Source organism: Candidatus Megaera venefica (assembly GCF_034554655.1).
Classification (GTDB): Bacteria; Pseudomonadota; Alphaproteobacteria; order Rickettsiales; family Rickettsiaceae; genus Megaera_A; species Megaera_A venefica.
Genome location: NZ_JARJFB010000026.1, coordinates 1 through 14,345 on the forward strand (window position 1 = coordinate 1; position 14,345 = coordinate 14,345).

The window sequence follows — 14,345 nt, forward strand, 5'->3', positions numbered from 1 at the left end:
AGTATATACTCTGTTAACAAGCCACAATTAAACATACCAAAAGTTAGTGGTTTAGGTTTTGGTATAATAGGAAATATCTTGTCTTTTATAATCCATCTTGTAACATAAGCAAACCTATCTTTAGCATCTAAATTTTTTCCACTACCATGCCATAACTTAGAATCAAAAACTATGGCATCACCAGCCGAAATAGGTAGGGTTACAATTTTCTGATTAGTTAATTTGCCTGAATATTTATCAACAAAATATGGAGACCAAAAATCAACAGCTGGTTTTATCTTCCATACATGACTATTTTTTATAATTTGTAAAGCTCCTGAAGCTTCATTAACGTCATTTAAGGCAAGCCATACAGAAAAGTGATAAGGATCATCAGAACTATAAGAAATATCTTGATGAAAAGGCACTGCATCTATCAAATCAGCAGTTTTACATATAACATTAGATTTTTTATGTTGTATTTGACATTGCAATAATTTTGTCAGCTTGTCCTTTATAGTATCATTTAATAAATTTGATATAGTGTGAGTAATCTGCGATGGAGTAGCCCATCTACCGGTACAATTTAAGTAATCTGGAACTGACACGCCTAGCTGCCAAGCGGAGTTTGCTATTTCGCTTCTGATATTACTTAGGTGCCAAGTAAGTAAATCCAAAGGAATAAGATTCTTTATAATAAAAAAACCATTGTTTTCCAATTTGTCCATATCAGCAGCTTCTGATATCAATAACCGACAAATACTCTGTCAAAGATAAAACCTCAAATATTTTTAGATTACCTACTTGCTTTAATATTACTTCCCAATCTTCTAATTTTCTTAATTTACCTCCTGTTTCAACCATTATATTGATATCTACAGCTCCCCCAATTGGGGAATTATTAGTTAAAATAGTTTCAATTAATAAAATACGTGATATTTTCTTATCTTTAATAAGCCTAAAATAAGATAATACTTTCTCATCATCTTGATTTTGTAAGAACCGACAAAATATGCCCAAGTCATAATTTTCGCTTAACTTATCTGGAGTAATTAGGCGAGCATTATAGTCTCTTATTAACTCTTCTGGAATTCTATGATCATTATAATAATCCCAATTTATAGTGTTAATATCTTTGCTTCTTAAAGCTAAAGAATGTACTCCAAATAATAATATATTCTCATTTCCTTCTATACTTACTTTATTACTAAATTCTCTAGTATCGAGCGTAGTATAGCCTATCAAAGCTTTATAGAATTTAGTTCTCATCTCTTCAGAAGTTTCTTTTTCTTTAAAAGATGGAAATGAAGATATTGTTTTTTGCTTTAATAAATCTACTATATTTAGCCAATTTTTTTCAGCAGCAACTCTTGCCCACATTTCCGCTGCTTGAGGCAAAAATGCATTGTTTTTTAAAAATTCTCCTTTTGTTGAAATTTGCCATAAATCTTTATTTTGATTATAGTCTATTAATTCTATTTCCCATAAGGCCCTAAGCAATCTTTGTAAATTTGCTTCAATCATATTTAGTTGCTTAGATAATAGTTTTGTTGTTGCTGGTAAAATATTTAATAAGCCAAGTTCAATAGCGGCATTCGTTAAGTAAGTTTTCCAAAAGCCAGCAAGTTCAGAAGAAATTTTATGTATTTGAGCTTCTGGCTCTGGTGGAGAAATAATAAATTTTATATTTCCTGTAATATCAATTTGTCCTAAAGTACCACAGTAAGCTTTAACTACAGCAACTCCATTATAAAATGGGTTCACTGTTTTATACCTTTGTAAGTAAATTGCATTACCTTCTATATCTACATGAAACCAACCATCATTATCTTCTGCTATAGCAAATCCTTTATGAAAAATATCTAGCTGTTTATACCACTTATTATGTATTAAGTTTCCTTCAGAATTAATATGAGTGGCTTTACTCTCTTTATGCACTACAGCAATATCATCCTTAAAATCTCCAACATAATCATATTCCTCTTGATATAGTCTATTACCATATAAATCAATATGATAAAATTTATTGGATCTTCTTACTGCACAAATATTTTCTTGATAGTTTCCAACCCATTGGTATGATTGTTTGTATAATCTGCTACCATGTGAGTCTATATGATAGCATCCAGTATCATCTTCTACTGCTGCTCTTCCACAATAAAACCCATGAGTTTTGTTGAATCTTTTGGTATAGAGTATCTTTCCTTTTAAATTTATGTGATAAGCACCCGTTGTATCACAAACAGGTGCAAAACCTGGTTCATGAAATTTCTCCACATAAAGAAACCTCTCCTCATACAATGGTTTCTCAAAAAGGGTATGAAATTTCCGACAAGGAGAAATTTTAATAAACTCCAAGTGATTATTTTCTGTTAATTGACCAGTGGTTTTCTCATATTGCATGTTTTGCATAACTCATGATTAAAATAATTTTTTTGTAAACTTTTATACTCGCTACTTTGCCATATATCTGATAATTTTACTTCATTTACGTTCCCAAATTTTCCTAGCTTCTTTCTTAAATCATCAGGTGCGCAGCAAGGGCTAAATTTTCCTTCAGGATCAACCCATGCTTCTTTTCCTAAAAATGGACATGAGCCACCTGGAGCTAAATCTTCTACTCCTTCTTTAGCAAGAATAGTAAAATTTTCTAATATTATCTTCTCACCGTTTGACAGTAACATCTTGTCTCTTAATGAATATACTTTTTCTACTTCACTGTTCCATCTATTAATTGCGGCTTCATCTCTTCTCATTGATAAATCTTTAATTTCTTCAAAATGAGCCCAAAGGTGATGCCCTTTAACTCTATCTACTCCGAGCTCTATAGCCATTTTAACTATATCGTGTAACTCAAGTATATTACTTTCCAAAAACGTTAATTGTAGAGTGACACTGCACCTTTTGTTTGTTGTATAAAAATATTTATCTCGTTCTTCAAGAAATGTTTTCAAATTTTTTGTTACAACTTCCCATTTTGAACCTATCATAATCTTTTCATGAGTTTCTTTGGTTGCACCATTCCAAGAAATCTTAATATCAGATAAAATTGGTACTAATAACTCAGACCATTTTTTGGCTCCTTTGATAGGAAAAGAACCATTTGTTGTTAGATTAAGTTTTAATCCGTACTCATGACATATAGTTATTATTTCATCAAAATTCTTATACATTAAAGGCTCACCCATAGTAGAAGGAATGATTTCTCTTAGAGGTGTTCCTGCAGCTTCTTTTATTACTTTTCTGATAGTCTCAATTGGCATTATTTTAGGCTTAATTCCTTTAGCTTTTTTATCTTCTTTAACTTTACTATAAGGTGAAAAACACTCGCACATAACACAGGCGTAATTACAATAATCTGGATTAGTATCAAAAGTAATTCTCCAGGGACCAGGTTTTGCGGAAACCAATTTGGTTTTACTTGTAGCGATATCAAAATAAACTTTTTCAAGTTGTCTTGTATGCTCATTTATAGAAGGAATATTACCATCATTAGAGTAAAGATAGCCATTTTGGCTAAGTTTGATGTATAGCTTTTTATCTACAGCTAAGTTTTCCATTTTTTCTGATAAACTTTCCACATCTCTATGCTTAAATAGCAACCCGTTTACTCCATCTCTAACATACTCTGCCATACCACCATAATCAGCAGTAATTACAGGTATTCTCAAATGCTCAGCTTCATGGATAACTAGCGGTGAATTTTCTCCCCAGATTGACGGAACAACTATGGTATCAAGATTATTAAATACCTCGGCAACTATGTTTTCATTTTTATAACTTCCCATCCATTCTATTTGATTTTTAATTTCTGGAGGGAATTGGTCAGCGATTGACTTAAGACCTTTAGTTTCTTGGCTCTCTGTTCCCCAGATTCTAAGCTTCGTTTTTATTGATAACTTAGAAAATGCCTTAAGTAATAAATCTATACCTTTTTCCGGAGTATGAGTACCAATGTAACCAAAAACAAAATCTTCTTCTAATATTCTATTTCTATTCTTTAAACGGTTTAAATCAAAGCCATAGTCAAGATATGAAATTTTCGTATATGGAATATTAAAATTTTTAACAAATTTGTTCATCAGAAATTTTGACGGGGCAATAAAATGATCAACATAATCAACTATTTTTTTAGTGTGGTTCATTCTATTAGATACCCATTGCTCCCAATAAGCTATTTCTGAATTTAAAAATTCTGTATCCCCAGTAAAATATCCTTTATGACACTCTGTTGCACATTTTCGATCTTTTTGACCATCACAAAGTTTCAATAATTCCTTAGAATTTCGTTGAATAAATCTACCTCTTGGACACATTAACCAAAAGTCATGTAAGGTGAAAACTATAGGTATTGCTAGTTTTGAAGCAATTTCTGGTAAACTTATAGATAAATGATTTAAATGACCAAAATGGATAAGATCAGGATTGAAATCTTCTATTATTTTACTAAATCTTATATTTACTTCTTCATTGATAAATTTATGACTATATTTAGTTGTTGGTATATTAATTAAATGTAGCAAAATTCGAGGGTCACCATAGTCTAAAACAGTGCTATAGAGAAAATCAGGTAAAAAACTATTTTCATGTCTAGTAAATACTTGCACTTCATGATTATCAGCCAATTCATGAGCAAGAATCTGACTATATACTTCAGAACCAGCACTATAATAGGGCGGGTAACCATGAATAACTTTCAATATTTTCATATATTACCATATCTATATTTCCAGGACATGTTGGCCTGCTATTTTTAAGACTTTTTATAAATTTACTTATCCCTTCTTCTAATGAATGTTTTGGCGACCAACCAAGCAATGCTTTAGCTTTACTGAAATCACCATAAAAGCGGCTTACATCAAAATTTCTTGCGGGATAAAAATTGATTTTAGAATTACTTCCAGTTATTTCTAATACTATACTTGCTAATTCTTCTAGAGTGCATGGTCTACAAGCAGTAAAATGAATTGGAGAAAGTGAGGATTTTATATTTTGCAAATGGTTAATAGTTAAAGATATACCTTCTACTACATCTTCTAGGTAAGTAAAATCAAAAACACATTCCTTACCTTCTACTCTTATAGGATCTCCTTTTAATGCGTTGATACAAAACGCGGGAACTACTCTATTATAATGATCTAACAACCCTCCATATACATTTGAAAACCTTAAAACTGCTACATTAAAATCAAAACTCTCTAAATTAGTTACAACTTCTTCTATTAATACTTTCCCTCTAGCATAATTATTTACCGGATCTAAAGAAGTAGACTCTATTACTGGCAAATTTTTTTGTTCTCCATATACTTCTCTACTACTTGCATAAATAATCCAGGGTTTATTTGGAAGCAATTTACATAGCTCTAAAAATTTTGTTGTACCTTCAACATTAACTTTGTGGCATAGTTCTGGGTGTTGTTCCCCATGAATAACTCTTGAAATTGCAGCTAAATGAACAACTCCAACACACTCCTGAAGTAACGGTATAACCTCTTCTGAAAAAAAACTTAATGGATTATCTCGTAATCTTATATCACAGCACATTATTTCATAATTTTGTTTTTTTAATCGCTCTACCAAAGCTGATCCAACTAAACCAGCTGCTCCGGTTACTAATATTTTATTCATATATAACTTAAAGTTTAAACACCTAGATTAAGATTTATAATAAAAAAATTAGATTAGCAATGATTTTATTTATAAATAATCTATGTTTTATTTTGATTTTCTTTCAAAGCTTCTTGTAATAAAAAAATACCAAGCTCGGTCAAGGCATGTTACTAAGATTTATTGACAATAATGAATAAGTAATTTTCCGTATATCTTGCAACTATAGTAGCTCCTACCCCCTAATTTGTTGTTGCTAAGATCTGTGGGTAATTCTGAATCAGAATTAGCACTTTTTGTCATTTTGCTATCTTTGTTTTTTGATTTGAATCATTTATTTTAGGATTATCAGCCTCCCATATTTTCACGGCACTATGCTGCACCTTAATATCTCCCGCCTTGTTAATTTGAACAAATGCAGGGAAATACTTGCCTACGCACCAACTAGTAATTCCACCAGCAATCGTAGCTAGTATTAAGGTGATTGCCAGATTTCGTAGAAACTTACTGCCATGATTTGACGTTACCGCTTCTACTTCCTCTTTAACAGATTGTGCGAATTCACTTATTTGTTGCCTTTGGGATTCTAAGGCGCTTAGCCCGGCTTCTTGCATTTGTCTTATCGATTCCTTCGCAGTTTCTTCAATGGTTTTTTGATTTTGTAGCACGCTATCTTTAAGGCTTTGACCAAGCTCCTCGATATTAGTGGTAATCGTTTCTAAACGCTGGCTATGTATTTTTTCTACTTCTTGCCCTATATTAGGCACTAACTCCTCTAATGCCTGTTGTACTTTTTTAGGCAAAAGAGCTAATGTCATTATTTGATCTTGAATCTTTGTTGCCGCATCAGAGAAAGATGTCAGGAGACTGGTTATTGTCTTAAGCGTTTCTTGCATAGATTTGTTAGTAGAAGCTAATGATGACCCGGTTTCATTAGCGTGACCAACAAAAGCATTAGAAGCAAAGCCTACTTCATGATGCAAATTCTTAATTGCCTTTTCTAGCAATTCTAGGCTCTCACTTAATGAGTTCTTGTGCACTTCTTTTGTCTTATCTGCGAAGGCGGTATTATTGTGCCTATCAGTTACTGGTGGTGTAGCTACTGCTGGCTCTTGTTCTTCCATGATTAGATTCCTCATTAATATTAATTATTGCCTAATTTCCAAAGTTAGACTAATTGGTTATTTCTCAAATTCTGTACCTTCATTTTTGGTATGTATATCATCAACCTCTAATCTACTAAACCCATCCGCAGAAGCATCACTGTGGCTACTAGTACTACTATCGTTAATATCCTCATCGTTCTCAATATTCTCAATAGCTAGATTATCTGGCTCAGATGAAGCTGACTCTTCGTCTTTTAAAACAGACCCTTCTTTTTCTATAAACCCTTGATGCTTTTCTTTAACCGAAGCTTCTTTAGTTTGTATCTTAGCAAGACGTACTGCCGGTTCAGGAAAAAGCACATAACATTCGCCAATAGCTAAACTTGCTAGGTCATCCGGTTCAACTAATGACTTTCTTTGTTGTTGCTCGCTGTAGCTAACTCCATCACGAAATTCATTCGCACCAAAGCTGGTATTCTTCTGCTGACGAGTAATCGTCTCACTGCCACACATAGAACTAATCATCTTGGCGATTGCCGGCTCAGTATTCCTAAAGAAGAAAGAAGTACCAAACTGACTAAAGATAGTAGACCCATCATAATGACCATATTGTGAATAGAGCTGATTCAATGATTGCATACCGGCAAGTACGCAAGCACCATATTTACGCCCCTCGGCCATTAATGGTGATAACGCCGGTAATAACCCGAGAGCCGGCAATTCATCAATAACAGTCCATACTCGTCTATCTTTGTGGATTCCCGAATCCATAAGTCTTGCCAAGGCAAGCTCAGTCAAACACGATATTAGCGGCAGGGTTAAACTCCTGCTACTTGGCTTAGTTGCTAAAAACAACCAAGAAGGTGATCCGTTTTTAATATTGGCAAAATGTTGTTTCATAGAAAAGCTGCCACTACCATCTGCACTTCTCAAATAAGTAAGAGGTTTTGCATTTGCCGCAAGCACTGATACAATCGATGCAGCTGTTTGTTTTGAATCAGCACTTAAATAGCGTCCGGCTTCGGTATTATTCAGTGTCCTTTTTAAGTAGTTAATGTCACTATGGCACACCATTTGAGCAATCTTTTCAATAGGAGCACTCGTTGGTCTTAAGAACTCAATACAGGAATTAAACACTGCCTCTGCTGCATTCTCCCAAAAAGGATCAGAATGACTGGAAGATTGTTTACGGTTAAAGCCAATAAGTATTTTTGAGAACCGTTCTAAGTCCTCACGAGTCCCGCAATCTGCCCAGAAGTCCCAAGCTCTTCCTCTGCTATCAAAAGGATTAAAGATAATATCACCACGCTCAGGGTTATAATACTTGGCAATCATTTCACCAGTTTGATCAATAACTATAGCAGGTTGCCCAAGTTTCTCTACTTGGGGCAGTAGATTGTGGATGAGATTAGTTTTTCCTGACCCAGTAGAGCCAGTCACCAGAAAATGCCTAGTTTCCATATCTTTGACTAAAAGCATCTTGCCTATAGAGAAGCGACTACATTTATCAAGGGAGCGCAATTTGCTCCGAACTTGCCCAGCTGTAAGTACACAGCCACTACCTTCATTCTTTCTCTCATCTTTTAGACCACTACCAAATCTACTCCAAAGTAAAAATATAATAACAAAACTAGCACTAGTAGCACTGGCTGCAAGTAAGCCGATCTTAGTCAGTAAGTCCCACGCTTGATTGTCCGCTCTTTGGAATATACCCGTATGATATATCTTATGTGGGTTGATATCGTTCCACTCGGAATTATTAGTCCGAGCATTAATATAGCTAATATGATTTGGTTCTTTGCCTATAGCTTCTCTTATAACATTTGCTGCCTCACTGAAACTAATTGCAAGAACCGATTTCCTATAAGAAAAGAAACCGCTCCAATCAAGCCTCTGCAAAGATCCCCAATTAATCAGCAACGCCAGAAGTATCCCGACTAACAACGATACATGAAAGCTTCGGAAAAATACCTGACCAAACATCCTTACTTTGTGAAGAAATACTTGACCACCGCCTATGAAATTATTGAACATGTTCATCTTCCTCAAATTCTTTTGATAATTCCTCCTCCAGCTCCTCTATAGTAGGTAATACGTATGGTAGCTTTGAAGTAAATGACTTGTTTATTTGGTACTCAGATACGCTGATTGGAGCATTTGCTCCTTTTAAAGAGTATTCTGCAATAATCCGATCTTTATGTTCGCATAATAACAAACCTATCGATGGATTATCTTCTGGCAGTTTTAGCTGCTCATCTATTGCGGTAAGGTAGAAATTCAACTGACCTATATACTCAGGCTTAAATTCGCCCTTTTTGAGCTCTATTACTACATATGAATGTAGTTTTGTGTTATACATTAATAAGTCAATTTCGTATCTTTTGTTTGAAACCTTTACGGGATAATTACTTCCATAAAAAGCAAAACCCGCTCCTAACTCCATTAAGAACTCTTGAACATGTTTAAGTAAACCCTGATGTATTTCTTTTTCTCTCGCATCATCCCCCATAGCTAGAAAATGAAATTTATAGGGATCCTTGATTAACTCCTGCGCAAGCTGCGAATTAGAGTTTACTAATTGAATAGCAAAATTCGTAGTCTTATGATTCGTATTTGTCTGCCTGCTATATAAGTCATCTAATATGTTTTTCTTAAGTTCTCTGTACGACCAACCATTCTTTACTGCTTCTATAGCGTACCATTGTTTTATTTCAATTTGATCTAGATTTTTACTTTGTAATAAGACAACATGATGTGTCCAACTTAATTGGTCAGGCAGTGCCTGACCAATTTGTTCCCTTCTATAATTTAGCGCAAATAATTTCATATTTTTTAAGTTAGTCTTTGAAAAACCTTTTGTCCCTGGAAAACTTTTAATTAAATCTTTTGATAAATTGTCATATAATTTATCTCCCCAAGAACTTTGTTGTTGTTTCTGAATAATTAAATTACCTACTTCCCAATAAAATTGTAATAATTCTCGATTTACAACAATTGCAGCTTTTAATCTAGACTGTTGGAATGTTTGTTTAATTTCTTCCAAAAGAGAAATATAACTTTTATTTAAGGCTAGATTGTTATTCATAATTTTCTCACTATAAGTTTTTCTTAATTTTATTCATTTAACCAACACAATACTACTTTGCGTGAGTATTTTCTATGGTGCTCTGGGGTAGCTGAATGGTAGTACCTCACAGCCTTATGCCAAGTGCCGTGCTGAGCGTATAACGATCCAAGTAATTTAGCCGCATAGTTAATATTGCTTTCCGGAGTAAGCATTTCTACAAGACTATCAAATTCTCCACCGTGCCAACGATAATTTAATTGCATCACACCAATATCAATATTAGTCAGACCAGCATTTAGCTTGTCCTCAAGCACTTCTTGCGCAGTAGATATAGATTCAAGGAACATAGACCTACCACCAACATTAAGAGCATAAGCTTTCATTCCAGACTCAGTTTTTGCAATAGCAGCAAGTAGACCAGCTGGTATTTGATGCTTCTTTTCCGCCTTAGAGATAAGCAATGATAGTTCTTTGTCACTATAGTCAATTGTCACTTTATCATCTGCCAAAACAACAACCGAATTACCACATAGAACCAAGGAAATAACTAGCACAAAAGCCTTTATTTGCTTGGAAAACTGACGGTATTTTGATATAATAATACTATATATTTGAAACCATAAATTGTAAGAAACCACCATGGAAGATTTCACAACATTCTGTAAAAACCAACCAAGTTTGTTTAGTAGGATTTTTTCGCTGAAGATGAGTAAAGACAGGTTCTGGAACTTTGTTTTCTGGCTTGGTATGAGCGCTGGGTTTAGCATAGCGTTTGCAATCGTTGGTACAAATCCACAAACAAGAGATTTTCCATACCTTGCTTCTGTAGTGTTCTGGCTTACTATAATAGGAGTTCCTTTCTTAGTACGCACTTTCTCAAAAACTACTTTTGTAAAAGATAAAACTTTTCTGAGTAGCGAAGGTAGAGAACTTAATTGGGACAAAGATTTACCTAATGGTTTCTTAACTATAGTTACAACGGTAGCCCTAACAGCTCTCACTGGGGCTATATTGGACAAAATATCCGATCCTATTTCTAACATTTTTTCTAGCTTCATATTCGTTACCGTTTTGTTTGGAATTCCTAGTTTATTTTTTATATTTAAAAATTGTCCTATTTCTGTTTTATTTAATCACAAATTATTGAGCTACATTGCTGCCAACGCTCCTAAGTCTACACTTCGTCGTAAGGATACATATACCGATCCAAGTTATAGTTTTCTTTCTCATAATATGTTTCATCGCAAGAAATAATCACCCCTTAATCTTCTTGCTAGCATCCACATGTTGCCCATCATTAGTAGCAGCTACTCCTTTAGTATTATCAGGTTTAAACTCTTGTATTAAACTTCTGGCAGCTTCAGGAGAGAAATTTTGTGCTCCGCTAGGGGGCTTAACTACTTGATTTCCATCTAAACTACTTATTTGCTCTGGTATAGTTTGCGTACTGTGGCTTGTATTTCTACCTATGCCCCCACCAGCATTTCCAAGAGTAGCGATATTACCCAAGCCACCTATTATTTTTGAAGTTATTCCATTTCCTATCCTATCCTTATCGAATATATTTATATTTTCTTGTCTGTCTTCTTGTTCTTTTTGGTTGGAATCCCGAACATCAGTAAATGTAACTTTTTTCTCGCTTAATTTTTTTCCATGTGTATTTTTCAATTCCGCACCTGTATCTTCAATTTGTTTGTTTACTGCTGTTTTGTCTGTCATATCATTCTCCTTCGCAAATGTCGCCACAACGCCACCTTCACCTCCAGGCTTACTGTTAACATCATTTTTGTGTGGTTCTCCAAAAGTACTAACTGGATCAGACGAGTTTATAGAGTTCGCACCAGCTGTAACTTGCTGCAGTACCTCATTTGCTTTTGCACCACTAATTTGGCGGAATACTTGTTTTGCAGAATTGCTACCAGAAAGCACTTCTTTTGCTGCTGTTGAATCAGAAGTGCCATATTGATTCTTATATGCATTGAGTACATCTTGAGTCACATCCTTAGAGAACTCACTTCCATGTGATTGGACGTGATCTAAGGCTTTGTTATAGCCATCAATTTTGTCTTTATGGGTGCTCATTGTTTGCTCTAACCTAGTAGTTTCATTATACGCCTCACGGTTACTGTCTTGCTGCGTTTTATCAATACCTTTAGTCTCAAGATAGGCAGAGCGGTCGCTCGTTCGAATGCTAACTCCATTTCTATCATTTGTGTTCAGGTCAGTACTCACTTGAGATGATGATGAATCGCTCTGATTACTATCATTGCTAGCATTTACTACTCCACCAACGCTTGCTGTAAACCCTAAGAAACTTGCGATCTTGCCAGCTACTGGAGGGCTAACGTCAGTTTTTAGATAACTTTCTGCGTGTTGTTGCCAAGTGAAGTTCTTATCTTGACTTAACGTATCAATTTTATTTAGTGCTTTAACTACTTCCTTACCTTCGTCGGTACTAGTATCAATATCGTAGCCTTTATTGCTACTAGTATTTTCGGCAATTGTTTTAAGCGCGGCCGCCTCTTTGCTCACCAAGGACTCTTGAGCAGTACTTAAGCTGGCACTAGTACTACTCATAGCTTGTACTTCCTGATGTTTGCCTTCATGCAATGCAGTTGATACGCCCTCACTCTCATGATAACTTGCCTCACCGACTGAAGATGTACTACCGGCCCCACCGGTGGTAATCATCTGACCATTTGGCAGTATTTTCTCCATCGATCCGTCAGAGTTAATACCGCTATTAGTACCGGTGACAAACTGACGTGAATCATCATACTTATTCTCATTAACATTAGATCGATTACGGTTAGCAATTGACTGATTGTCATACTGCTTGCCACCGCTGGACTGCTCTGCCGCCGCTGCTCCGCCAGCACTTTGGGCAGTTGCCATAATTGAACCGGCTAAATGCAGAAACCCGCCCTCACTCATACGAGTTACATAAACTGCTAAAAACGGAATAAGAAGAGTTAAGTTAGCCGCAACGCTTGCTATGGAATCCATTTGCTTAACGGCAGTTGACCAGCTGCTATAGCTGACTATATGTGCCGGCTCATAAGCCGTATCGATCATCATATTTAGCATGGAAAGCAATGGCGGCCATAATTGCAATGATAGACAAACTGTGATCCAGCCTCGATAAGATTGCATACCTCCGGCAAATAGCATGAGCGGTACAACGAACACAAAGCTGCCATAGATGAGGTTCTTAATCACAGTAAGCAAACCAGTTAATATACGCTCAGCCATATCACCCGAGATTAAGCCTCCAGCCTCATGTTGTAGCTGAGCCTTAGCCATTGGGTATTTGCCTGATCTGTACTGATTAAGCGAGTTAATCATCATATTATGTTTAAGGATGTTCTCAACTGAAGTTTCATCATTATAAAGTGCCTCAATTTGACCCTTTAATGCTTCGTTCATACCAAGATGCGATGGGTTATACTCTACCCCGCTACCCGGAGCGCGTAGCTTAATTGAAATTGCCGTAATATCAGTTAGCGCAGACTCCTTCATTGCCTTGTCAAAATACGGCACTGCCTGCTTACATGTAGGAGAAGGTTCCTGCCTTGTTCCTCCGATTATCATTGGTACTCTAGTGAATGTACCGGCTTTACTGCTCACTAATTTCCACATATCTTTAGTAGCTACTAATTCTTCTTTAGTGAACTGGTGACCGATCATTGCCGGCAAGAGCACACAACGTTTGATAAAGCTGTTCATGTTAGCAACAAACTCTGGATGACGTACGTGTGCTTGTAGCACTTCTTTCGATAACCTTGCTCCAAATACTGTGCCATGGTGATAGTAATTAAATGCAGATCTACCATCAACGCTACTGAATGCCTGCTCAAAGCCTATCGTGAGTAGGTGGCCAACTTCTTCAACTACGCCAATAGGAAGAGCAAAAGCTAGCGGGATATTATCCACACGCCAAAAATGCTTTTCTACATGGTCTTTAATGTTCATTGATGTCTTTGGCAAAAGTAAGGCATTAATTACTACAATCATCCCGCCAACTTTAAGCAGATACTGCCGCCATTCTCCTTCTGCTCTACTTGCAGCCATTTTCCAAGCGTAGAACACACCGACCATTAACGCCGCAGTGTTGACCATCGCTGGAAATAAAGTTGAATTGCGTAGCATTGCAATGGCATTGAGGGTATTAAACATATGATAAGCATAGCCGTATAAGTGTATTGTTAATTCCATCTTTTTTTCCTATTGTTTGCGTCTATATTTTCGTCTTAGTTGTTCTGGCTACCAATGAATGACTCAAAATTAGGGTATTAACCACATTCCTGCGTAAATGTAACATAAGAGAAAACTCTATATCCCATAAGGCTTGTAGAGCACTAGACTTGCGATTCAACCAAAAAACTTTCCCATAAAAGATTAAATTAGCAATGGAAAAAAACGACTACAGCCCTTGATTTCAAAGAGACAAGAATCTAAACTTTACCGAAAAAGAACTTATTAGGGAAAGTGTTTATTTTCCATGATAAAACTAAGAAACTTTCCCTAAAATGGGATTTCTTGTACCTTTGTAGACCTATCGACAAATTAATAACTTATTGATAATA

The 14,345-nt window shown here is 35.5% G+C and carries 5 protein-coding genes; all 5 read right to left on the minus strand.

Going from position 1 to position 14,345, the window contains the following annotated elements:
• Positions 1-707 (minus strand): phytanoyl-CoA dioxygenase family protein (locus Megvenef_RS02610; protein ID WP_322776444.1); only part of this gene is annotated, 707 nt, incomplete at its 3' end.
• A gap of 1 nt (position 708) precedes the next feature.
• A complete protein-coding gene (locus Megvenef_RS02615) occupies positions 709-2,391 on the minus strand; it encodes a WG repeat-containing protein (protein WP_322776445.1) in 1,683 nt (560 codons plus the stop codon).
• A complete protein-coding gene (locus Megvenef_RS02620; protein ID WP_322776446.1) occupies positions 2,352-4,688 on the minus strand; it encodes a glycosyltransferase in 2,337 nt (778 codons plus the stop codon). Before Megvenef_RS02620 ends, Megvenef_RS02615 begins: the two co-directional genes overlap by 40 nt.
• Complete coding sequence (locus Megvenef_RS02625) at positions 4,645-5,607, minus strand: NAD-dependent epimerase/dehydratase family protein (protein ID WP_322776447.1); 963 nt, start codon at positions 5,605-5,607, stop codon at positions 4,645-4,647. The genes Megvenef_RS02620 and Megvenef_RS02625 overlap by 44 nt, the downstream gene beginning before the upstream one ends.
• Positions 5,608-5,885: 278 nt before the next feature.
• Positions 5,886-6,710: a hypothetical protein gene (locus Megvenef_RS02630; protein WP_322776448.1), complete on the minus strand. Its 825-nt coding sequence runs from the start codon at positions 6,708-6,710 to the stop codon at positions 5,886-5,888.
• Between the last annotated feature and the right edge of the window lie 7,635 nt (positions 6,711-14,345).

What these genes read in the sequence shown, in the direction of transcription:
- Megvenef_RS02620 (WP_322776446.1), bottom strand. Translation starts at nt 4,688, where the DNA reads ATGAAAATATTGAAAGTTATTCATGGTTACCCGCCCTATTATAGTGCT.
- Megvenef_RS02630 (WP_322776448.1), bottom strand. Translation starts at nt 6,710, where the DNA reads ATGGAAGAACAAGAGCCAGCAGTAGCTACACCACCAGTAACTGATAGG.
- Megvenef_RS02625 (WP_322776447.1), bottom strand. Translation starts at nt 5,607, where the DNA reads ATGAATAAAATATTAGTAACCGGAGCAGCTGGTTTAGTTGGATCAGCT.
- Megvenef_RS02615 (WP_322776445.1), bottom strand. Translation starts at nt 2,391, where the DNA reads ATGCAAAACATGCAATATGAGAAAACCACTGGTCAATTAACAGAAAAT.